The organism is Rhodanobacter ginsenosidimutans, from assembly GCF_042655685.1.
GTDB classification, from domain to species: Bacteria; Pseudomonadota; Gammaproteobacteria; order Xanthomonadales; family Rhodanobacteraceae; genus Rhodanobacter; species Rhodanobacter ginsenosidimutans.
In genome coordinates, this window is record NZ_JBHSMM010000002.1 from 520,233 (window position 1) to 542,076 (window position 21,844).

The following is a 21,844-nucleotide window of genomic DNA, read 5'->3' on the forward strand; positions in this document are numbered from 1 at the left end:
GCGCGCGCCGGCCGGCGCCGCCGCTTTCCACCCTTGCACCCAGATGCGGTGCCCGCCCAGGAGTTTCAATCGATGGCCGCAGTCAGCCCCAGCATTTGCAGCGTGAAACAGGCGCTGTCCGGCGCGATCGACGCGGGCAGCGCGGTCACCGTGCGCGGCTGGGTGCGTACGCGACGCGATTCCAAGGCCGGGCTGTCGTTCGTCAATGTCACCGACGGCTCCTGCTTCGACCCGATCCAGGCGGTGGTGCCGGCCACGCTGGGCAACTACGACAGCGAGATCAAGCACCTCACCGCCGGCGCGGGCGTGATCGTCAGCGGCACGCTGGTGCCGTCGCAGGGCAAGGGGCAGAAGTTCGAGATCCAGGCCAGCGAAGTGATCGTCACCGGCCTGGTCGACGATCCGGAAACCTACCCGATCCAGCCCAAGCAGCACTCGATGGAGTTCCTGCGCGAGGTCGCCCACCTGCGTCCGCGCACCAACCTGTTCGGCGCGGTGACCCGGGTGCGCCACACGATGATGACGGCGATCCACCGCCATCTCACCGAACAGGGCTTCTTCTGGATCAATACGCCGATCATTACCACCTCGGATGCGGAAGGCGCCGGCGACATGTTCCGGTTGTCCACGCTGGATCTGGCCAATCTGCCGCGCACGCCGGACGGCAAGATCGATTTCCGCAAGGATTTCTTCGGCCGTGAGGCGTTCCTCACCGTGTCCGGCCAGCTCAACGTGGAGGCGTATTGCCTGGCGATGAGCAAGGTCTACACCTTCGGCCCCACCTTCCGCGCCGAAAACTCCAACACCCCGCGCCACTTGGCCGAGTTCTGGATGGTGGAGCCGGAAATCGCCTTTGCCGACCTCAACGCCGATGCCGATTGCGCCGAGGGTTTCCTGAAGGCGATCTTCAAGGCGGTGCTGGACGAGCGCGCCGACGACATGGCGTTCTTCGCCGAGCGCGTGTTGCCGGAGGCGATCAGCCGCATCGAGGCATTCATCGCCCAGCCGTTCGAGCGCATCGACTACACCGACGCCATTGCCATCCTGAAGAAATCCGGGCAGAAGTTCGAATACCCGGTGGAATGGGGCGTGGACCTGCAGACCGAGCACGAGCGCTACCTGGCCGAGAAACATATCGGCCGCCCCGTGGTCGTAATGAATTACCCCGAGGCGATCAAGGCGTTCTACATGCGCTTGAACGATGACGAGAAAACCGTGGCGGCGATGGACGTGCTGGCGCCGGGCATCGGCGAGATCATCGGCGGCGCCCAGCGCGAGGAGCGGCTGGATTACCTCGACCGCCGCATGCAAAAGTTCAACCTCGATGCCACCACGTATGGCTGGTACCGCGACCTGCGCCGCTACGGCACCGTGCCGCATGCGGGCTTCGGCCTCGGCTTCGAACGCCTGCTGGTGTATGTGTGCGGCCTGGCCAACATCCGCGATGCCATCCCCTTCCCGCGTGCGGCGGGGCTGGCGGAATTCTGAGTAACGACTGGCCATGACCCATCGATTGCCCCTGCTGCTTGCCTTGTTCCTCGGCGTCCTGCTGGCCGGTTGCCACAGCGTGAAAACGCTGCTGCCGCCCAACCTCCGGCCGTCGACGGATACCGGCAACACCCGTGACGAAGCGATGCAACGCCTGCTGCAGGCGACCCCGTGCTGCAGCAGTTTTGCCGACTTTTCCTACCAGCGCATGCTGCCGTGGCAGCCGCAGAAATTCACGCTGGGCAGCGGCGGCATGGTGGCCAACCTCAACGGCGCGCACAGTTATTTCCTGGCGTTCCGACTGCCAGCGGACGCCAAGCTGCCGTACCGGGTAGCGCTTAAATCCGAATTGAACGGTCGCTGGCTGCACAGCAGCTATCTGTTTGCACCGACCATCGTGCTGCTGGATGGCGGCTTCCAGCCGATCCGCTCCAAGGACATCGACCTGTGCGAACACATGGGCTGGGGCGAGGAAACCACCGGCGCGTTTGGCAGCCTGGAAGTAGGCAGCGACAAGGCGCGCTACCTGCTGGTCTACAGCTCTGCCGCGCAGCAGTCCGGGCAGACCTACTGGGAACAATCACCCGCCGCCTTCAGCACCAAGGCCACCTTGAACATGAACTCCGCCGGCAGCTTCAGCGTGCCGCACGGGCCGGACGGCACGCTGTGGGTCGGCATGATGAACACCACCTATGCCAAGGCCATAGACAACGCGATCTGCAAGAAGGCGCCCGAGGGCAACGGCGTGTTGAGCACCTTGCGCACCGCGTTGCCCACGCCATGGAGCCATGACGCTGGCGACAGCAACCACGGTGACAATGGCGATCGGGCCCGCAGCCCGTGATCGTCCTCTATCTCGGTTTGCTGCTCGCCGGCGTCGCGCTGTTCGTGCTCTCGTACGCCGCCCATTTCCGGGTGGCTGCCTTGCTGCGCCAGCGCTACCCGCAGCAGTGGAAAATCATCGCCGAACCGGAAAACGGCAAGGCCAGCGCGATGCGCACCTGGATGCGCATGCAATACGCGCTGCGCTCGCCCGCCCTGCCGGCGCTGGAAGACGCATCCATCAACCGCTGGCGCGCCATCTGGCGTTACAGCCCCTGGCTGGGCTGGTTGTGCTGGCTTGGCGCGCTGGCGATGCGTCTGTTGCTGCATTAAGGCGACGCTGATTAAGTATCACCGCCGTCACCCACCCTCTCTGTTCGCAGACCACAGGACCGTCGGCGAAGGCAGACTGGCCGTCTGTCGAGGCGGCGGGCCGAAGGTGTGCGGACAGAGAGGATGGGCCTCAACCGGTTGAATTTGAAATGATGAGGTGATGACTGGAAGGCCCGCAGGCGATGCCGCACGGCTTGGCAAGACGGCCAGTCTTGCCGGCGCCACGCAACACCACCTGCGGGCCTTCCAGTCATCATGACGGCGGCGATACTTAATCAGCGTCGCCTTAATCGACGGGCGTCCCGCGCCCGAGGGAGAACGCCGATGCAACTTGATCTGACGGAACGCCACGCACTGGTTTGCGGCGCATCGCAAGGCATCGGCCGGGCCTGCGCCATCGAGCTGGCGCTGCTGGGCGCCGATGTGACGGTGCTGGCGCGGCGCGCCAATGTGCTGGCCGCGCTGGCGAACGAACTGCCGCGCAGCCACGCCGCGCAACGACACGGTTTCCTGGTCGCCGACGTGGCCGATACCGACACGCTGCGCCGCCAGGCCGACGAGCTGGTGGCGGCGCATCCGGTGCACATCCTCATCAACAACAGCGGTGGTCCGCCGCCAGGCGACATCGCCACCGCCGAACCGGCCGCCTTTCTCGATGCCTACCGCCGGCACTTGCTGGCCAACCACACGCTGGCGCAGGCCGTGTTGCCCGGCATGCGTGCGGCAGGCTGGGGCCGCATCGTCAACATCATCTCCACCTCGGTGAAGGAGCCGATCGCGGGCATCGGCGTATCGAACGCCACGCGTGGCGCGGTGGCGAACTGGGCCAAGACGCTGGCGGGCGAAGTGGCCGCCGACGGCATCACCGTCAACAACGTGTTGCCCGGCTCCACCGATACGCCGCGCATTGCGCAGATCGTGGCGGCAAAAGCGCAGGCCAGCGGCCGCAGCGCGCAAGACGTGCAGCAAGGGATGGCGGCGGCGATCCCGATGGGTCGCTTCGCCGACCCCGCCGAAACCGCCGCGGCGGTCGCCTTTCTGGCCTCGCCCGCCGCCAGCTACATCACCGGTATCAACCTGCCCGTGGACGGTGGTCGCACCCGCTCGCTGTAGCGGAAAAATGCCCTGATGCCGCGGCTTCACGGCCGTTGCATACGCCCGCGTTCGGTGCAATTGCGGGCCGCTGGACGTAAGCTTGGCGGATGCCATCGCTGCAATTAGCCAATCTGATCGACGGTCGCCTGCAGGCACCGCTCATCGATCGATGGCTGGATGTGCACGAGCCGGCCACCGGCCAGGTGTTCGCCCGATGCCCCGATTCCGATGCGCGTGACGTCGACGCCGCCGTGGCGGCGGCCAGCGCGGCTGCGCCGGCATGGGCCGCCACCCCGATCGAGCAGCGCGCTGCCTTGCTGTTGCGGCTGGCCGCATTGATCGAAGCACGGCTGGAGGAATTCGCCGCGCTGGAATCGCGCGACAGCGGCAAGCCCGTGGCGCTGGCCCGTCGCCTGGACATCCCCCGTGCGGTCAGCAACCTGCGCCACTTCGCCGCCGCCATCACCAGCTGGGGCAGCGAATCGCACGCCATGGAAAGCGGCGTGCCGGGCAGCGGCGCCATCAACTACACCTTGCGCCAGCCACTGGGCGTGGTCGCCTGCATCAGCCCGTGGAACCTGCCGCTGTACCTGTTCAGCTGGAAGATCGCGCCCGCGCTGGCGGCCGGCAATACGGTGGTGGCCAAACCCTCGGAAATCACGCCCTGCACCGCCGCGCTTCTGGGCGAGCTGAGCATCGAGGCGGGCTTTCCTGCCGGCGTGCTGAACATCGTGCACGGTCGCGGCCCCACCGTGGGCCAGGCGCTGGTCGAACACCCGCAGGTCCGCGCGATCTCCTTCACCGGCAGCACCGCCACCGGCGCGGCGATCGCTGCCGCCGCGGCGCCGCAGTTCAAGAAGGTGTCGCTGGAGATGGGCGGCAAGAATCCGGCCATCGTGTTCGCGGACGCCGATCTGTCCGACGCCAACATGGACACCATCGTGCGCTCGGGCTTCGCCAACCAGGGCGAAATCTGCCTGTGCGGCTCGCGCTTGCTGGTGCAGCGATCGATCTACGACGGGTTCCGCAGCCGCTATCTGGCGCGCGTCCAGGCGCTGCGCGTGGGCGACCCGGATGACGCGGACAGCGACCTGGGTGCGATGGTCTCGAAGGCCCACCACGACAAGGTGCTGGGCTGCATCGCGCAGGCCCGCGCCGAAGGCGGCCGCGTGCTTTGCGGCGGTAACGCTGTGCGGCTGCCCGGCCGCTGCGCCGAAGGCTGGTTCATCGCGCCCACGGTGATCGAAGGGCTGGGAAACGCTACGGCGACGAACCAGCAGGAGATCTTCGGTCCGGTGGTCAGCCTGATCCCGTTCGAGGACGAGGCCGAGGCGATGGCGATCGCCAACGACAGCCGCTACGGCCTGGCGGCCTCGCTGTGGACGCAGGATTTGTCGCGCGCGCATCGGCTGGCCGGCGCGCTGGCCTTCGGCATCGTCTGGATCAATTGCTGGCTGTTGCGCGATCTGCGCACGCCATTCGGCGGCATGGGCCAATCGGGCCTGGGCCGCGAAGGGGGTAGCGACGCGCTGCACTTCTTCACCGAGCCCAAAAACATCTGCATACACTTTTGAACACTGCACAGGACCATCGATGAACTCACTGAAAGATCTGCTCGCCAGCAACCGGCGCTGGGCCGCGAACGTCACCGCCCAGGAACCGGACTTCTTCGAGAAGCTGGCGCAACAGCAGGCACCGAAATACCTGTGGATCGGCTGCTCCGACTCGCGCGTGCCGGCCACCCAGATCGTGGACCTGCCACCGGGCGAGATCTTTGTCCACCGCAACGTGGCCAACGTGGTGGTGCACACCGACCTCAACGCACTGAGCACCATCCAGTTCGCGGTGGACGTGCTCAAGGTCAAGCACATCCTGGTGGTGGGCCATTACGGCTGCGGTGGCGTGGGTGCGGTGCTCAAGCAGTCGCACCTGGGCCTGATCGACAACTGGCTGCGACACATCGACGACATCGCGATGAAGCACACCGACAAGCTCGACTCCGCCGAGGCCTTCGCGATACGCCATGCGCGCCTGTGCGAACTGAACGCGATCGAGCAGGCGCTCAACGTGTGCCGCACCACGGTGGTACGCGAGGCCTGGGATCGCGGCCAGGAGCTGGCGGTGCACGCCTGGATTTACGGCCTGGACGACGGCTGCATCCAGGACCTGGGCCTCGATGTGCGCGGGCACGAGCAATCGCGGGAGTCCTACGAGCGCTCGCTGGTGAACCTGGCCGAGCGCTGGAAAGCCCCCGCGTGAGCGGCATCGTACGCACCGACACCGCACCCGCGCCCGTCGGTGCGTACCCGCACGCGCGACGCGTCGGCAACCTGCTGTTCCTGTCCGGCGTGGGCCCGCGCCAGCCAAGCGACAATGTCATACCGGGCAACGTCCACGATGCGGCCGGGCGGCTGACCGGCTACGACTTCGAAGCGCAGTGCCACCAGGTGTTCGCCAACGTGCGCGCCGTACTGGAAGCCGGTGGCGCAGCCTGGACCGACCTGGTCGACGTCACCGTGTTCCTCACCGACATGGAACGTGACTTCGCCGCGTACAACCGCCTCTACGCGGAATACTTCGCCGGCGTGGACGCCTGCCGCACCACGCTGGGCGTCACCTCCCTGCCCACGCCCATCGCCATCGAACTGAAGTGCGTGGCCGCGATCGGCGCATCCGCGCCCTGAACCATCCGTCGCTGACGACTTACGCCAGGCAGATCCGCAGCAGTTTCTCGATCAGCTGCTGCACCGCCGGCGCCTTCGCCTCATCGTAGGCGAACGTCTGCTCGTCCATGTAGTGACGCTGCGCCAGCTCCAGTTGCACCGCCTGCACGCCGCTTGCCGGGGCACCGTAATGGCGGGTGATGTAGCCACCCTTGAAGCGCCCGTTGACTGCCACGCTGAAGCACGTTTGCGCGGCCAGGCACGCTTCGAGCTGCGCCTGCAAAGCAGGACTGCAGCTGGCGCCGGCGGCCGTGCCGAGGTTGAAATCCGGCAGGCGGCCTTCGAACAGCATAGGCACCTCGCTGCGGATCGAGTGGCCTTCCCACAGCACCACGCGGCCGTGCGCCGCGTGCAACCGCGCCAGCTCGTCGGCCAGCGCCTGGTGATAGGGGCGCCAGTAGTCATCGATGCGTTGTTGCACTTCCGCCGCATCGACCGGCTCGGCCGCGGTGTACAGCGGTTCGCCATCGAAGCCGATCAACGGCACCAAGCCGGTTTCGCGCTGACCCGGGTACAGCGCATGGCCATCGGCGGGGCGATTGAGGTCGACCACGTAACGCGACGCCAGCGGGCGCAACACGCTGGCTTCCAGCACCTGCGCCAGCGGTTCGTACAACCGCCCCACGTGCCAGTCGGTATCCGGCGAACGGTGCGCCGATGGCCGCATGCGCGCGGCGATGGCGGGGGGAATGAAACTGCTGTCGTGCGGCAGGCTGATCAGCAGCGGCACGCGGCCGCGACGCAAGGTAAAAGTGTCCATGGCCGCCATGGTACTCAACGCGTCAACACCAGTTCTTCCGCCGAAGTGGGATGGATCGCCAGCGTGGCGTCCAGGTCGCGTTTGCGCAAACCCGCCTTCAACGCCACGGCAAATCCCTGCAGCATCTCGTCCGCGCCAGGACCCAACGCATGGATGCCGACCACACGCTCCTCGGCACCCACGCAGACCAGCTTCATCAGGCTCTGCCCCTGCTCGCCGGCCAGTGCCCATTGCATCGGCGTGAAGCGGCTGCGATAGACCACCACCTGATCGCCGTGATGCCGGCGCGCCTGCGCCTCGGTCATGCCCACCGTGCCCAGCGGCGGCTTGCTGAACAGCACGCTGGGAATGTTCCCGCCATCGAACTGCGCATCGGGCTGGCCACCGAACAGGCGATCCGCGAGATGGCGCCCCGCCGCCACGGCGACCGGCGTCAGCGCCCTGTCGGTGCTGGCGTCGCCGATCGCCAGGATGCCCTCCACGCTGGTTTTCTGCCGCGCGTCGACCCGCACGCGGCCCCGCTCGTCGGTATCGACACCCACGGCCGCCAGGCCCAGGTCGTCGGTATTGGGCACGCGGCCCACCGCCCACAACAGCGCGTCAAAGGGGCCGACCACGCCGGCCGGTGCATCGTCCAGCAGGATGCCGGCGTCCGTGCGGCGGGCCGCCGTCACGTCGGTGTTGTAGTGCACGTCAATGCCCTGCGCGTGCATGTGCACCGCCAGCGCCTGCACCAGTTCGTCGTCGAAACCCTGCAGCAGTCGTTCGCGCGCCAGCACCGTCACTTCGCTGCCCAGCGCCTGCAGCAGGCCGGCAAACTCCACCGCGATGTAGCCGCCGCCCACGATCGCGACGCGGCGCGGGCAGGTCGACAGCGCAAAGACGTCGTCCGACACCATGCCCAGATCGAAACCCGGCAACGACAACGTGCGTGGCCGCCCGCCGGTGGCAATCACGATGTGCGGCGCCCGCAGGCGGGTGCCGTCGGCGAGTTCGACCACGTCCGGCCCGGCAAACCGCGCCCGCTGGCGGAACCGCTGCACGTTCGCCCGCTGCAGCCGCTCGCCGTAGCGCTGCTCGATCCCGTCGATGTAGCGCGCCCGCACCGTGCGAAAACGCGCCCAGTCCAGCGGCCCGGGTTGGGTCGCAAAACCCACCGCGGCGGCGAGCCGCTGCGCCTGCTCCCATTGCGCCGCGAACCACAGCGCCTTCTTCGGCACGCAACCACGATGCACGCAGGTGCCGCCGAGCTCGGCCGGATCGACCAGCGCCACGCGCGCGCCATGCTCCGCGGCGCGAAATGATGTTGCCAGCCCGCCGGAGCCGGCGCCGAGCACGATCAAGTCAGGATGGGACGCCATGATGTTTTTCCTGGAAAGATGCAGGAAGTGTCGCCTGCCGGCCGGGATCGTGGCGTCAACGCGATCGCCACGGTAAAAATCCCCCCGGCACCCACGGGGCACCCCGGCCGCATGGAACGACGCGCAATGCTGGCGCGCAGCTTGCCCAACGGGCGTGCCGCGTGCAGGCTCTCGAAAAAGTCCGGAGGCTTGCGCATGCAAATACGCTCGATATCCGCCATCGGCTGCATGGCGCTGCTGGCGGCCGCGCCGCTGTTCGCGCAGTCGTTCAGCGCGTCCGAAATCACGTTTTTCCGCACGCTCAACGAGCAGCCGAACGATCTGGCCCGCTACGTCTACGTGCTCAAGGTAATGCCGCAGTTCGCACCGCACGAACGACAGCTGGCGATGCAGATGTTCGCCTCGGTCGAGAACGAACTGGGGTTCTACAACGAGGCGGTGCGCGACTTTCCGCTGAAAAGCCACGTGCCGGCCGATACCACGCTGCCAACGACCGACGCATGGAAGGCCGCCAGCGCCGTCGATGTGGTTGCCGGGCTGGCCACCGACCGGCGCATCGTGATGGTCAACGAAGCCCACCACGATGCGCACACGCGCGAGTTGACACTGGCACTGCTGCCACGACTGCGCGCCCTGGGCTTCGATTATTTCGCGGTGGAGGCGCTGGGTGAGGACCGCGACCTGGCCAAACGCGGCTACCCGCTGAAAACCGACGGCAGCGACTACCTGCATGAGCCACTTTACGGCGAGATCGTGCGCCAGGCGCTGCGACTCGGGTTCACCGTGGTCGCCTATGACACCGAGGGCGCCAAGGGTCAGGCGCGCGAAACCGGGCAGGCAAAAAACCTCTACAAGAAGGTTTTTGCGCACGATCCGGCAGCCAAGTTGTTCGTGCACGCGGGTTACGCCCACATCGACAAGGCGCGCGGGCGGCTGGGCGCGATCGATTCGATGGCGATGCGCCTGCAGAAACTGACCGGCCTGGTGCCGCTGTCAGTCGACCAGACCCAGTTTCGCGAACAGATTCCCGCCGAACCGGACGAGGCCTACCAGCAACTGGTGACACGCTTCGAACCGACCGGGCCGACCGCGCTGCTCAACCGCGCCGACGGCCATGCCTGGAGCGCGCACCCCGATCAGTACGATCTCAACGTGATCCTGCCGGCCTCGGGCATGGGCGCCGTCGAAAGCGGCTACACCCAAACCTGGACGATGATCCACAACACCACGCGCGCCCTGCCGATGCTGGCGCACGAGGTCAATGCGCAGCGACCGCCATGGCTGACGTTGGACGGCGAGCGACGCCCACTGAACATCAGCACCGCGCTGTGCAAGGCGGTCGTGCCCTGTGTCGTCGACGCGCACTATCCGGACGAGCCGGACGACGCCATCGCCGCCGATCGCTACGCCTTCCTGCAGGGCGACACCGTGACCAAGCTCTACCTGCGCCCCGGTCGCTACCGCCTGCGGGCCTGGGGCATCAACGGCAACACGCTGTCCGACAAATTCGTCGAAGTACGGCCGCGTTAGCGATGACGACGGTGGCTGCCGTTCCCGATATCGCAAAATTCGTCTTGTTTCTCACAACTTCCTTCCAAGTGGTTGATTTGATAACCTCGAGATCGTCGCCACCGAGGGGCTCCCGTGAATCCTGAGCCAAACGTCTGCCACGCTGTCGCACCATTGCCATGGCGTGCCGTGCGCTACGGATTGCTGGGCGGCATGGCGTTGCTGCTGGTCGCCTGCGCCAGCACACCACACAAACGCCAACCCACCTTCAAGACCTCGCATTCCGCGCTCGCCGACCTGCCGCCGCGCGCGCCGTCGGCGGCCAGCGCGGGCGAGGCCAACGACGTGCTGTTCCGGGCCATCGGCCTCGTCGGCACGCCTTACCGCTGGGGCGGGAATACCCCCGACAGCGGGTTCGATTGCAGCGGGCTGGTCGATTACATCTACCGCGCCGCCACCGGTATTTCCCTGCCGCGCACGTCGCATGCCATGTCCACCATGCAGGGCCGCAAGGTCAACCGCATGACGCAGCTGGCCAGCGGCGACCTGGTGTTTTTCGACATCGGGGGCGCGATCAGCCATGTCGGCGTGTATGTCGGCAAGGGCCGCTTCGTGCACGCGCCCAACAGCGGCGGCACGGTACGCCTGGATGACCTGGACGGGCCGTACTGGGGCGATCATTTCGCCTATGGAAAGCGCTTGCTGGAATGAACCCCACCTTGAATGTGGGAGCGGCTTCAGCCGCGATGCCCTTGTCCCGGGCTTCGAAACGAGAGCATCGCGGCTGAAGCCGCTCCTACAGGAAACCCCCCAAAAAAAAACGGCACCTGCTGGTACCGTTTTTTTTGCGGATTGGGGTGACCTCAGGGGCGCCGCGCCAGCTCCGGGTTTTCCTTGGTGACGGGCATCAGGTCCTTCTTCGACACGCCCAGCCACAGCAGGATCGGGCTGGCGACGAAGATGGACGACAACGTGCCGACCACGATGCCGATCAGCATGGTGATGGCGAAGCCGTGCACCACCGGGCCACCGTAGAAGTACAACGCGCCCATCGTGATACCGGTGAACAGCGAGGTGATGATGGTGCGCGACAAGGTGTTGTTGATCGAGCGGTTGAGGATCTCCTCCGGCTCGGCCTTGCGCGCCAGGCGAAACAGCTCGCGGATGCGGTCAAACACCACCACCTTGTCGTTGATGGAGTAGCCGATCACCGCCAGCACCGAGGCCAGCACGGTCATGTCGAACTCGCGCTGCACCAGCGCCAGGATGCCCAGCGTCACCAGCGTGTCGTGCACTTCGGTGATCACCGCCGCGATCGCGAAGCGGCGTTCGAAGCGGATCCACAGGTAGGCCATGATGCCCAGGATCACGAAGATCGCGGCCACCGTGCCGTCACTGCGCAATTCGGCACCGACTTCCGAGCCCACGTAGTCGCGGCTTTTCAGCTTGGCGTCGGGGCGCGCAGCCTGCAGGGTGCGGGTGACGTCGGCGGCGATGCGGTCCAGGTTGACCTTGCCATCGGCGCTTTGCAAGGCGGCCGGATCATCCTTGGGCTGCATGCGGATCGACACCTCGCGGGTGCCACCCAGGGCCTGCACCACGGCATGGTCGAGGCCGCCCTTTTCCAGCGCCGCGCGCACGTCGGCGATCTCCACCGGCTGGTCGTAGTCCACCACCATCGAGACGCCGCCGGTGAAATCCAGGCCGTAGTTGAGGCCCTTGGTGGCGATCAGCGCCACCGAGGCCACCATCAGGAAAATGGCGATGGCGACGGTGTACTTGCGCATCCCCAGGAAGTGGATGTTGCTGTCGTGATTGAAAATTTCCATGACGATTCCTTAGACCGACAGCGTCTTGAGCTTGCGGTGGCCGTGGATCAGCGCGGTGAACGCGTGGGTCAGCGTCACCGAGGTGAACAGCGAGGTCAGAATGCCGATCATCAGCGTCACGCCGAAGCCCTTGATCGCGCCGGTGCCCATCGTGGTCAGCGCCAGTGCAGCGATCAGGTGGGTGACGTTCGCATCCAGAATGGTGGACCACGCCTTCTCGTAACCCGCGCGGATGGCCGCATGCGGCGTACAGCCGTTGCGTAATTCCTCACGTATGCGTTCGCAGATCAGCACGTTGGCGTCGATCGCCATACCCAGCGTCAGCACGATGCCGGCCACGCCGGGCATGGTCAGGGTCACGCCGATCATCGACATGATGGCGATCAACACCACCAGGTTGAAGAACAGCGCCACGTCAGCCACCAGACCGAACAGCTTGTAGTAGAAGGCGGCGGCCAGCAGCACCAGCGCCAGGCCCAGGATCACCGCCTTGAAGCCCTTCTCGATGTTGTCCTGGCCCAGGCTGGCACCGATCACGCGCTCCTCGACGATGTCGGTGGGCGCGGCCAGCGCGCCGCCCTTCAGCAGCAACGCCAGATCGGAAGCTTCCTTCGCGCTGCCCAGGCCGGTGGTCTGGAAATCCTTGCCGAACACGCCGTTGATGGTGGCGTAGTTGATCACCTCCTGGGTGATCTTGGGAACGCGTACTTCCTTGCCGTCGACCACCTTGGTGTCGACGACGCGCTCGACGTAGACCACGCCCATGCGCTTGCCGACGTTGCCGCTGGTGAAGTCCAGCATCTTCTTGGCGCCGGTCGCGTTCAGTGTCACCGACACGGAGGGCGAACCGCTCTGCGAATCGAAGGACGAGGTGGCGTTGATCAACTCGTTACCGGTGGCGATGATCCGCTTGCTCAGCAGGATCGGCCGCCCCGTGCCGCGCTCGTAATACAGGCGCGCATCCGGCGGTACGTTGCCGGTGCGGGCCGCTTCCGCCGCCTGCGCGTCGGAGCCGCCCTGGGCGCGGTATTCCAGCGTGGCGGTGGCGCCAATCAGCTTCTTGGCCTCGGCCGGATCCTGCACGCCGGCCAGCTCCACCACGATCTTGTCTTCGCCCTGCTGCTGGATCAGCGGCTCGGACACGCCCAGCGCGTTGATGCGGTTGCGCAGCGTGCCCAGGTTCTGCTTGATGGTGTTGGCGGCAAGCTCGCGCAGCTTGTCCGGCTTGACCTTGGCGGTGACCACGAAGTGGCCGTCCGTGTCCGGCCCGTTGGTCACGTTGAGGTCGGGAAACGCCACGGCCATCGCGTCGGCCGCGGTGTTGCGCTCGGCCTCGGTGCGGAATGCCACGGCAATGCCGTTGCCACGCCCGGCGTTGCGGTTGGCCGACACGTAGCGCAGTTTCTTTTCGCGCATCAGGTTGCGGATGTCGTCCGCGTAGCTGGTTTCCTGCTTGTCGATCACGTCGTCCTGATCGACCTGCATCAGGAAGTGCACGCCACCCTGCAAGTCCAGGCCCAGCGGCATCGAGTTGGCGCCGATGGCGGTGAGCCAGCGCGGCACCGTCGGCTGCAGCTTGAACGCTACCGTGTAGCCGTCGCCCAGCGCGTCCTTGATCACGTCGGCGCCGGTCTTCTGCACGTCACTGTTGGCGAACGTGGCCAGCAGGTGGCCATCCTCCGACACGAGCACCTCGCCGGCGACGACATGCTTCTGCTGCAGCGCTGCCGCGGCCTTCTGCCGCACGGCCTCGTCGATCGGCGGTGCATCGCGGTTCGCGGTGACCTGCACGGCCGGTATCGGCTGGAACACGTTCGGCAGCGCGTAGATGACGCCAAACAACATCACCAGCGCGACCAGCGCGTACTTCCAGCGGGGGAAATCACTCATGCCATGCACCCATCAAAGCCGCGGCATCGGCCGCGGCGGTAGCGTCTATCGTTGGGAAAGCGCCGGCATCGAACCGGCGCGTTGCGGACCAGCGGTCAAGCCGATTTCAGCGAGCCCTTCGGCAACACCTGCTGTACGGCGCTCTTCTGCACCTTGACCTTCACGTTGGCAGCGATCTCCACCGTGAGGAAGGTCTCGCCCACCTCGTCCACGCGGCCGGCGATGCCGCCATTCATGACAACCTCGTCACCCTTGGCCAGGCCCGAAATCAGCGCGCGATGCTCTTTCTGCCGCTTCATCTGCGGCCGGATCATCATGAAATACATCAGGCCGAACAGCACCACCATCATGATGATCATGGACGCGCCGCCACCGGCCGGCTGCGCCGCCGCCTGGGCAATCACGAAGGGAATCGGAAGACTCATGGTTTTAACTCGCAAGTGATGACGCAGCCCGGCAAATCAGCTGAACGCCTGATAAAAGATCATTGATTATGACATGCGCCCCGGAGCCATGCACGACGCCTTCCGGCACGGTCAACTGGCCCGCCGAACCCTACTGAGGGCGCCGATTGCCGGTTGCAAGGGCTCGCCGCACCGCCCGAGGGGACGGAGATTTTTGTAGGAGCGACTTCAGTCGCGATGCCCTTCGTTGGATCAAAGCAGAAGCGTCGCGGCTGAAGCCGCTCCTACAGCGCGGCCGCGCCCTGCCGCCGTGCGTAAAACTCCGCGGTGAACGCGTCCAGCGTCCGGTTCGCGATCGCCTCGCGCAGGCCAGCCATCAGCCGCTGGTAGTAGCGCAGGTTGTGCATGGTGGCCAGCTGGCTGCCCAGGATCTCGTTGCAGCGATCCAGGTGGCGCAGGTAGGCACGGCTGAAACCGTTGGCGCAGGCATGGCAATCGCAGCCCTCCTCGATCACCCGCGTGTCGTCGGCAAACTTCGCATTGCGGATGCGCAGCGTGCCCTCGGCGGTGAACAGGAAACCGTTGCGCGCGTTGCGCGTGGGCATCACGCAATCGAACATGTCCACGCCGCGACGCACGGCTTCCACGATGTCTTCCGGGCGACCCACGCCCATCAGGTAGCGCGGCTTGTCGCGCGGCAGCAGCGGCCCGGTGAAGTCCAGCGCGTGGTTGCGCTCGTCCTCCGTCTCGCCCACCGCCAGGCCGCCGATGGCGTAACCGTCGAAGCCGATCTCCACCAACCCCGCCGCGGAACGCTGGCGCAGGTTCTCGTACACGCTGCCCTGCACGATGCCGAACAGGGCGTTGGGCGGCTTTGAATTGGCACGTTGCAGGTCATCGAACGCCTGGCGCGAGCGCGCGGCCCAGCGCAGCGACAGCTCCATCGAATCGCTGGCCACCTTCTCTGCGGCCGGATACGGCGTGCATTCGTCGAAGATCATCGCGATGTCCGAATCCAGCGTGGTCTGGATCCGCATCGACACTTCGGGCGACAGGAACACCTTCGAGCCATCCACCGGCGAAGCGAACATCACCCCTTCCTCGGTGATCTTGCGCTTGTGCGCCAGCGAGAAAACCTGGAAACCGCCCGAATCGGTGAGGATGGGTTTGTCCCAGCCGATGAACCGATGCAGCCCGCCGAACTTCTCGACGATCTCCAGCCCCGGCCGCAGGAACAGATGGAAAGTATTGCCCAGGATGATCTCGGCGCCTGTCTCGCGCACGTCGCGCGGGGTCATCGCCTTGACCGAACCGTAGGTGCCCACGGGCATGAAGGCCGGCGTTTCCACGGTGCCGCGGGCGAAGCGGAGTTGGCCGCGGCGGGCGGCGCCATCGGTGGCCTGGAGGTCGAATTGCATGGAGGTCATCCCCGCATTATCGCGGGTTTGTGGGGGTGGTGCTTTTGGTTTGGTTTTTCGGGTCGCTTCGTTGTGGCTTTCCCGCGGCGTGTCCCCCTCTCCCTGCCCTCTCCCCGCAGGGGAGAGGGGATTACGGAATCTTTCGAAGCTGAGGTCAGGCGCAGAAGCTTGAGCCGCTGTGACCTCCCCCCCGTTGGGGGGAGGATTGAGGACAGGGTGGGGCTTGCGGGGAAACCAGCCATCGCCGCGTCACCCCGGCCCTGCTAAATTACGTCGATGAACCATCCCCTCGATCTGCCCGCCTTGCACGCCAACTTGCGGGACGAGGGGTTTGCGTTCGTCACCGCGCAGGTGATGCGCACGCTGCTGCACGGCGAGGCGCTCGACGACTGGGACGCTTTCGCGGACAGTTGGAACGACCTGTCGCCGGACACCTACCTCGCCGCCAGCGGTCGCCATCGCCGCCGCCGCTACGCCACCTTTGCCGCGGAACGCGAGGGCGAGATACGGCGGCAGCCGGCCCAGCCGCATTTCCAGAGCCGCAATTACAACCATCTGCAGGGCGACATCCAGCGCTGGTTCGACCCCATCCTGCCTGCGCTGGCCGACGGCGCCAGCCTGCATCGCATCCTGGATTTCTGCCGCGATTTCTTCGGTTCGCTGGCACCGGCCGCGAAGCACTGGCATATCGAAACGCACCAGTTCCGCATCGAGGCGCGTCGCGGCGAGGATGGCGAACCCACGCCGGAGGGTGTGCATCGCGACGGCGTCGACTATGTGCTGGTGCTGCTGATCGACCGGCAGAACATCGCCAGCGGCACCACCACGATCCATGCGCCCGATCGCCACGAGCTGGGCAGCTTCACCCTCACCCGGCCGCTGGATGCCGCGCTGGTCGACGATGCGCGGGTTTTCCACGGCGTTACCGCCGTCACCCCGCTTGATCCCGACAAACCGGCCCACCGCGACGTCCTGGTGGTGACCTTTCGCGGCGTTACTGGCGACTTGCCGCCCTGACTCCCTCCCCTGTTTGCAGGGGAGGGCTGGGGTGGGGTCGCTCTTGATCTGAAGGTCAAGCGAACCCCTCCTGACCTCCCCTGCCATGCAGGGGAGGAACCATCCTGCAACTTCACGCCATTCCGTCCGCCGCTGATCACACCTTTCTTGAATTCCCGGCGCCTCGGCGGCATGTGACTCGTCTGTCTGCGTTCATCGTCCTTTGGAGCACCTCATGGCTCGCCAGAAACCCCTCGCCCTCTATCGCAACATCGGCATCATTGCCCACATCGACGCCGGCAAGACGACGACCACCGAGCGCGTGCTGTACTACACGGGCAAGAAGCACCAGATCGTCAACACGCACGAAACCAAGGACGGCAAGGGCTCCACCACCACCGACTACATGGAGCAGGAGCGCAAACGCGGCATCACGATCCAGTCGGCCGCGGTTTCGGCGGTGTGGAAGGGCCACCAGATCAACGTCATCGACACCCCGGGACACGTCGACTTCACCATCGAGGTGAACCGATCGCTGCGCGTGCTCGATGGCGCCGTGGTGGTGTTCGACGGCGTCGCCGGCGTGGAACCGCAGACCGAAACCAATTGGCGCCTGGCCGACCAGTACAAGGTGCCGCGGCTGTGCTACGTCAACAAGATGGATCGCATCGGCGCCAACTTCGCGCATTGCGTGAAGGGCATCCGCGAGCGCCTGGGCGCCAACGCGCTGCTGTGCCAGGTGCCGCTGGGCAGCAGTGACGAATTCGTGGGCATGGCCGACCTGGTCGCCGGCGTGGGCTACATCTGGGCCTCCGACGACAAGGACAGCGCGTGGGAAAGCGTGCCGCTGGAACAGCTGAAGGATCGTCTGAAATTCGATTCCACCGTCGACAACGACTGGATCGCGCAGTTGCCCAAGCTGCGCCAGGACCTGCTGGAAAGCGCGCTGGCGCTGGATGACGACGCCTTCGAGCGGCTGCTCAACACCGGCGAGTTCGACCCCGAGCTGCTGAAGCACTGCATCCGCAAGGGCACCGTCACCGGTGAACTGGTACCGGTGCTGTGCGGCTCGTCCTACAAGAACAAGGGCGTGCAGCAGTTGCTGGACGCCGTGGTCGATTACCTGCCCTACCCCGGCGAGAACGGCGGCATCGCGATGGTCGACGAGGACGGCAACGTCGTCGGCGAACAGGCGGTGACCGACGACGCGCCGGCGCGCGCGCTGGCGTTCAAGGTGATCAACGACCAATTCGGCACGCTGACCTTCTGCCGCATCTACTCCGGCGTGATCAGGAAGGGCGACACCCTGCTCAACGTCACCCGCGGCAAGAGGGAGCGCGTGGGCCGCATCGTCGAAGTGCAGGCCGACGATACGAAAGAGATCGACGAGGTTCGCGCCGGCGACATCTGCGCCTTCGTGTCGATGAAGGACACCGAGACCGGCGACTCGCTGAGCGATCCGGCGCACCCGGCGCTGCTCGAACGCATGCGTTTCCCCGATCCGGTGATCAGCGTGTCGGTCGAGCCGAAGAGCCGCAACGACGTCGACAAGCTCTCCACCGCGCTCTACAAGATGGTCAAGGCCGACCCGTCGCTGCGCATGGAAGTGGACCAGGAAACCGGCCAGACCGTGCTCAAGGGCATGGGTGAGCTGCACCTGGAAATCACCATCGACCGCATGCGCACCGAACTGGGCGTGGAAGCGAGCATGGGCAAACCGCGGGTGAGCTTCCGCGAAGCCTTCGGCCAGGCCGTCGAACACACCTACACCCACAAGAAGCAGAGCGGCGGCTCCGGCCAGTTCGCCGAGGTGAAGATCATCTTCGAGCCGGGCGAACCGGGCTCGGGCGTGGTCTTCTCCGACGAGGTGGTCGGTGGCCGCGTGCCGCGCGAGTACATCCCCGCGGTCGAACACGCGATCAAGACCGAATCGCAGGAAGGCCAGATCGCCGGCTACGAAGTGGTGGATTTCAAGGCGCGTCTGATCGACGGCAAATACCATGACGTCGATTCATCGGCACTCGCATTCGAGATCGCCACCCGCCAGTGCTTCCGCGAGGCACAGCGGCTCAGCAAGCCGAAACTGCTGGAGCCGATCATGAGCCTGGAAGTGGTCACCGAGGCGGCCTACCTGGGCGACGTCATCGGCGACATCAACCGCCGCCGCGGCAACATCACCGAGCAGGGCCAGAAAGGCACATCAGCCTTCGTGCAGGGCTTCGTGCCGCTGTCGGAGATGTTCGGCTACATCAACTTCCTGCGCTCGGCCACCAGCGGCCGCGGCAACTTCTCGATGATCTTCGACCACTACCAGGAAGTGCCCGCCAGCATGGTCGACAAGTTGATGGAGAAGGAGGCGAAGTAGCGGCGCTCGTTCGACCAGTCGCAAAGAAAGCCCGGGGCCATCCTCGGGCTTTCTCATTTACCCGGCAGGTGGATTTGCCAAACTCCGTTTCCGCCGCCGATGGCAGACATTCAACCAATCACTGGCTCGCGACGTCGCCAGTTTCGCAATCTTCGGCATCCGATCCACGTCGAGGGTCAGCCTGCTTCGCGCTAGAATGCCCGGTTCGCATCGCATCGACCCACGCCTTATGCCCTCCCATCTCCAGGAAACCCGTCGCCGCCGCACGTTCGCCATCGTCAGCCATCCTGACGCGGGCAAGACGACGCTGACGGAAAAGCTGCTGTTGTTCGGCGGTGCGATCCAGATGGCTGGCTCGGTGAAGAGTCGCAAGACGTCGCGCAGTGCCACCTCGGACTGGATGGCGCTGGAGAAGGAGCGCGGCATTTCGGTGACCTCGTCGGTGATGCAGTTTCCGTACGAGGGCAAGATCATCAACTTGCTCGACACGCCGGGACACGCGGACTTCTCCGAGGACACCTATCGCGTGCTGACCGCGGTGGATTCGGCGCTGATGGTGATCGACTGCGCCAAGGGCGTGGAGGAGCGCACGATCAAGCTGATGGAGGTGTGCCGGCTGCGTGACACGCCGATCATGACCTTCATCAACAAGCTCGACCGCGAGGGCCGTTCGCCGATCGAACTGCTGGATGAGGTGGAGTCGGTGCTGGGCATCGCCTGCGCGCCGCTGACCTGGCCGATCGGCATGGGCAAGCGGCTGAAGGGCGTGTACCACCTGGCGCTGGACGAGGTGCACATCTTCGAGGCGGGCAAGAATTTCACCCGCCAGGATTCGACCATCTTCAAGGGCCTTGACGCGCCCGGCCTGCTGGAGCGCATCGGCGACGAGGCGATGCGCGAATTGCGCGAGGAGCTGGAACTGGTGCAGGGCGCGGCGCCCTCGTTCGATATCGACGAGTACCGCGCCGGCAAGCAGACGCCCGTGTTCTTCGGTTCGGCGGTGAACAACTTCGGCGTGCAATTGCTGCTGGATTTCTTCGTCGAGAACGCACCGTCGCCGCAGCCGCGTGCCACCACCACGCGCGAGATCGAGCCGGAGGAGGAGAAACTCTCCGGCTTCGTGTTCAAGATCCAGGCGAACATGGACCCGGCGCACCGCGACCGCGTGGCTTTCATGCGGGTTTGCTCCGGTACCTACAACGCCGGCATGAAGATGATGCAGACGCGTACCGGCAAGGAAGTGCGCATCGCCAATGCACTGACTTTCATGGCATCGGATCGCGAGATCGTCGAAACCGCCTACCCCGGCGACGTGATCGGCCTGCACAATCACGGCACCATCACCATCGGCGACACCTTCACCGAGGGCGAACCTGTCCGCTTCACCGGTATCCCCAACTTCGCGCCGGAGCTGTTCCGCCGCGCCCAGTTGCGCGACCCGCTGAAGATGAAGGCGCTGCAGAAGGGCCTTGCGCAGTTGAGCGAGGAAGGCGCCACCCAGTTTTTCCGCCCGTTGATGTCGAACGACCTGATCCTGGGCGCGGTCGGCGTGCTGCAGTTCGAGGTGGTTGCCTACCGGCTGAAGGACGAATACAACGTGGATGCCACCTTCGTACCTGTCACCGTGAGCACCGCACGCTGGGTGCATTGCGACGACGAGAAGAAGCTGGAGGAGTTCCGCGAGAAGAACGCGATGAACCTCGCCATCGACGGCGCCGGCGAACTGGTCTACATCGCACCCACGCGGGTCAACCTGCAGTTGGCGCAGGAGCGCTGGCCGCAGGTGCGTTTCGCCAACACCCGCGAACACGCGGCGGCCGTCGACGTGTGAGCCATTCCGCGTGACAGCTGTCACTACCGTGGGCCACCGCCACTCGTCACGCTGTCGCGGCACCCACTTCATGGAGACACCTGGCATGCCAACCGCTCACGTTGCCTTCGTTACCCCGGATTCGGCAACGAAGTGGAAACGCTGGATGCTGTATTCACCGCTGGCGCGCATCGTGATTTTCGTGGCGCTGTTCGTGGTTTTTTCGGCACTGACCGGCATCGCGCTGCACCTGCTGTTCGGGATAGACAAGGCCATGTTGGCCGGCAAGGGCGCGACGACGCCGATGCTCGGTCTGGCACAGTTCCTGATCCGCGTGGTGCCGACGGTGCTGGCCTATGTCGTGCTGGTCAGGCTGATCGAGCATCGCCCACTGCACGAACTGGCGCCGCGCAAACTGCTGCCGCAGGGGGTGCTGGGCATTCTCGCCGGCACCTTGCTGTTCAGCGCGGCGGTGGGCTTGCTGTGGCTGCTGGGCAGCTACCACGTCATCGGCTTCAACCCGCATGCCGCGTGGCTGCCGGCGCTTTTGATGACGGGCCTGGGTGCCGGCATCGGCGAGGAAATCATGTTTCGTGGCGTGCTCTTTCGCGTGACCGAGGAGGGCCTGGGCACCTGGGCCGCACTGCTGATTTCGGCATTGTTCTTTGGCTTCGCCCACGCCCACAACCCCGGCGCCACCGCATGGAGTTCGTCAGCCATCGCCATTGAAGCGGGCCTGCTGTTCGGCCTGCTCTACCACGTGACCCGCTCGCTGCCGCTATGCATGGGCGTGCATGCAGCCTGGAATTTTGCGCAGGGCACGATCTACGGAATCCCGGTATCGGGACTCAGCGCGGACGGCTGGCTGGTGTCGCAACGGACCGGGCCGGACTGGCTGAGCGGCGGCGTGTTTGGCGCGGAGGCGTCGGTGGTCACGCTGACGCTGTGTCTGCTGTGCTCGCTGGGCCTGCTTGCCGTGGCATACCGTCGCGGCACGCTCGTACCACCGGCATGGCGCCGCCGCTGAGAGGCATCCAAGCC

Annotated in this window: 19 protein-coding genes; 13 read left to right on the forward strand and 6 right to left on the reverse strand. The window is 65.7% G+C overall.

Going from position 1 to position 21,844, the window contains the following annotated elements:
- Positions 1-72: 72 nt before the first annotated feature.
- The 7 genes from asnS (at position 73) to ACFPK0_RS12310 (ending at position 6,422) form a co-directional block, all read left to right on the forward strand.
- A complete protein-coding gene (gene asnS, locus ACFPK0_RS12280) occupies positions 73-1,488 on the forward strand; it encodes an asparagine--tRNA ligase (protein ID WP_056085585.1) in 1,416 nt (471 codons plus the stop codon).
- Positions 1,489-1,501: 13 nt separating this feature from the next.
- On the forward strand, positions 1,502-2,332 hold the full coding sequence (locus tag ACFPK0_RS12285) for a MalM family protein (protein ID WP_056085353.1): 831 nt from the start codon (positions 1,502-1,504) through the stop codon (positions 2,330-2,332).
- On the forward strand, positions 2,329-2,643 hold the full coding sequence (locus ACFPK0_RS12290; protein ID WP_377341071.1) for a hypothetical protein: 315 nt from the start codon (positions 2,329-2,331) through the stop codon (positions 2,641-2,643). The genes ACFPK0_RS12285 and ACFPK0_RS12290 overlap by 4 nt, the downstream gene beginning before the upstream one ends.
- Positions 2,644-2,967: 324 nt before the next feature.
- Positions 2,968-3,756: an SDR family oxidoreductase gene (locus ACFPK0_RS12295; protein ID WP_377341073.1), complete on the forward strand. Its 789-nt coding sequence runs from the start codon at positions 2,968-2,970 to the stop codon at positions 3,754-3,756.
- Positions 3,757-3,845: 89 nt separating this feature from the next.
- Positions 3,846-5,312, forward strand: a complete 1,467-nt coding sequence (locus ACFPK0_RS12300; protein ID WP_377341075.1) for an aldehyde dehydrogenase — start codon at positions 3,846-3,848, stop codon at positions 5,310-5,312.
- 19 nt (positions 5,313-5,331) lie between these two features.
- Complete coding sequence (can, locus tag ACFPK0_RS12305) at positions 5,332-5,997, forward strand: carbonate dehydratase (RefSeq protein ID WP_056085359.1); 666 nt, start codon at positions 5,332-5,334, stop codon at positions 5,995-5,997.
- Positions 5,994-6,422: a RidA family protein gene (locus ACFPK0_RS12310; RefSeq protein WP_377341079.1), complete on the forward strand. Its 429-nt coding sequence runs from the start codon at positions 5,994-5,996 to the stop codon at positions 6,420-6,422. Before can ends, ACFPK0_RS12310 begins: the two co-directional genes overlap by 4 nt.
- A 19-nt stretch (positions 6,423-6,441) precedes the next feature.
- Here the strand turns inward: ACFPK0_RS12310 and hutG are convergent, their stop codons facing one another.
- Together hutG and gorA are read right to left on the reverse strand one after the other, a co-directional pair.
- A complete protein-coding gene (hutG, locus tag ACFPK0_RS12315; protein WP_377341081.1) occupies positions 6,442-7,221 on the reverse strand; it encodes an N-formylglutamate deformylase in 780 nt (259 codons plus the stop codon).
- 14 nt (positions 7,222-7,235) lie between these two features.
- Positions 7,236-8,582, reverse strand: a complete 1,347-nt coding sequence (gene gorA / locus ACFPK0_RS12320) for a glutathione-disulfide reductase (RefSeq protein ID WP_377341083.1) — start codon at positions 8,580-8,582, stop codon at positions 7,236-7,238.
- 195 nt (positions 8,583-8,777) lie between these two features.
- On the opposite strand from gorA, the gene ACFPK0_RS12325 reads away from it, so the two are divergent.
- Positions 8,778-10,112, forward strand: coding sequence for a hypothetical protein (locus ACFPK0_RS12325; RefSeq protein WP_377341085.1), 1,335 nt, complete (start codon positions 8,778-8,780; stop codon positions 10,110-10,112).
- A gap of 192 nt (positions 10,113-10,304) precedes the next feature.
- Entirely contained in the window at positions 10,305-10,802 is a 498-nt protein-coding gene (locus ACFPK0_RS12330) for a C40 family peptidase (protein WP_235578773.1), read from the forward strand.
- Between the two features lie 152 nt (positions 10,803-10,954).
- Here ACFPK0_RS12330 and secF read toward each other — a convergent pair whose 3' ends face one another.
- The 4 genes from secF to tgt all read right to left on the reverse strand — a co-directional run bounded on the left by secF (position 10,955) and on the right by tgt (position 15,641).
- Entirely contained in the window at positions 10,955-11,920 is a 966-nt protein-coding gene (gene secF / locus ACFPK0_RS12335) for a protein translocase subunit SecF (RefSeq protein WP_056085365.1), read from the reverse strand.
- A gap of 9 nt (positions 11,921-11,929) precedes the next feature.
- Positions 11,930-13,810, reverse strand: a complete 1,881-nt coding sequence (gene secD, locus ACFPK0_RS12340; protein ID WP_377341088.1) for a protein translocase subunit SecD — start codon at positions 13,808-13,810, stop codon at positions 11,930-11,932.
- Positions 13,811-13,905: 95 nt separating this feature from the next.
- Positions 13,906-14,235 (reverse strand): preprotein translocase subunit YajC, encoded by a 330-nt coding sequence (gene yajC / locus ACFPK0_RS12345; RefSeq protein WP_056085367.1) that lies wholly within the window; start codon positions 14,233-14,235, stop codon positions 13,906-13,908.
- A 263-nt stretch (positions 14,236-14,498) separates the two neighbouring features.
- Positions 14,499-15,641, reverse strand: a complete 1,143-nt coding sequence (gene tgt, locus ACFPK0_RS12350; RefSeq protein WP_377341090.1) for a tRNA guanosine(34) transglycosylase Tgt — start codon at positions 15,639-15,641, stop codon at positions 14,499-14,501.
- A 267-nt stretch (positions 15,642-15,908) separates the two neighbouring features.
- Between tgt and ACFPK0_RS12355 the strand changes: the two genes are divergently transcribed.
- The 4 genes from ACFPK0_RS12355 (at position 15,909) to ACFPK0_RS12370 (ending at position 21,830) form a co-directional block, all read left to right on the forward strand.
- Positions 15,909-16,649: a 2OG-Fe dioxygenase family protein gene (locus ACFPK0_RS12355; protein ID WP_377341092.1), complete on the forward strand. Its 741-nt coding sequence runs from the start codon at positions 15,909-15,911 to the stop codon at positions 16,647-16,649.
- Positions 16,650-16,863: 214 nt separating this feature from the next.
- On the forward strand, positions 16,864-18,993 hold the full coding sequence (gene fusA / locus ACFPK0_RS12360; RefSeq protein ID WP_377341094.1) for an elongation factor G: 2,130 nt from the start codon (positions 16,864-16,866) through the stop codon (positions 18,991-18,993).
- Between the two features lie 229 nt (positions 18,994-19,222).
- On the forward strand, positions 19,223-20,824 hold the full coding sequence (locus tag ACFPK0_RS12365) for a peptide chain release factor 3 (RefSeq protein ID WP_056085372.1): 1,602 nt from the start codon (positions 19,223-19,225) through the stop codon (positions 20,822-20,824).
- A gap of 85 nt (positions 20,825-20,909) precedes the next feature.
- Positions 20,910-21,830: a CPBP family intramembrane glutamic endopeptidase gene (locus ACFPK0_RS12370; protein WP_056608291.1), complete on the forward strand. Its 921-nt coding sequence runs from the start codon at positions 20,910-20,912 to the stop codon at positions 21,828-21,830.
- The last annotated feature ends 14 nt before the right edge of the window (positions 21,831-21,844 follow it).

Bases quoted from the DNA above. Each gene is read 5' to 3' on its own strand.
- asnS (WP_056085585.1), top strand. From the start codon at position 73: ATGGCCGCAGTCAGCCCCAGCATTTGCAGCGTGAAACAGGCGCTGTCC.
- ACFPK0_RS12285 (WP_056085353.1), top strand. From the start codon at position 1,502: ATGACCCATCGATTGCCCCTGCTGCTTGCCTTGTTCCTCGGCGTCCTG.
- ACFPK0_RS12295 (WP_377341073.1), top strand. From the start codon at position 2,968: ATGCAACTTGATCTGACGGAACGCCACGCACTGGTTTGCGGCGCATCG.
- ACFPK0_RS12300 (WP_377341075.1), top strand. From the start codon at position 3,846: ATGCCATCGCTGCAATTAGCCAATCTGATCGACGGTCGCCTGCAGGCA.
- can (WP_056085359.1), top strand. From the start codon at position 5,332: ATGAACTCACTGAAAGATCTGCTCGCCAGCAACCGGCGCTGGGCCGCG.
- hutG (WP_377341081.1), bottom strand. From the start codon at position 7,221: ATGGACACTTTTACCTTGCGTCGCGGCCGCGTGCCGCTGCTGATCAGC.
- gorA (WP_377341083.1), bottom strand. From the start codon at position 8,582: ATGGCGTCCCATCCTGACTTGATCGTGCTCGGCGCCGGCTCCGGCGGG.
- ACFPK0_RS12325 (WP_377341085.1), top strand. From the start codon at position 8,778: ATGCAAATACGCTCGATATCCGCCATCGGCTGCATGGCGCTGCTGGCG.
- ACFPK0_RS12330 (WP_235578773.1), top strand. From the start codon at position 10,305: ATGGCGTTGCTGCTGGTCGCCTGCGCCAGCACACCACACAAACGCCAA.
- secF (WP_056085365.1), bottom strand. From the start codon at position 11,920: ATGGAAATTTTCAATCACGACAGCAACATCCACTTCCTGGGGATGCGC.
- secD (WP_377341088.1), bottom strand. From the start codon at position 13,810: ATGAGTGATTTCCCCCGCTGGAAGTACGCGCTGGTCGCGCTGGTGATG.
- yajC (WP_056085367.1), bottom strand. From the start codon at position 14,235: ATGAGTCTTCCGATTCCCTTCGTGATTGCCCAGGCGGCGGCGCAGCCG.
- tgt (WP_377341090.1), bottom strand. From the start codon at position 15,641: ATGACCTCCATGCAATTCGACCTCCAGGCCACCGATGGCGCCGCCCGC.
- ACFPK0_RS12355 (WP_377341092.1), top strand. From the start codon at position 15,909: ATGAACCATCCCCTCGATCTGCCCGCCTTGCACGCCAACTTGCGGGAC.
- fusA (WP_377341094.1), top strand. From the start codon at position 16,864: ATGGCTCGCCAGAAACCCCTCGCCCTCTATCGCAACATCGGCATCATT.
- ACFPK0_RS12365 (WP_056085372.1), top strand. From the start codon at position 19,223: ATGCCCTCCCATCTCCAGGAAACCCGTCGCCGCCGCACGTTCGCCATC.
- ACFPK0_RS12370 (WP_056608291.1), top strand. From the start codon at position 20,910: ATGCCAACCGCTCACGTTGCCTTCGTTACCCCGGATTCGGCAACGAAG.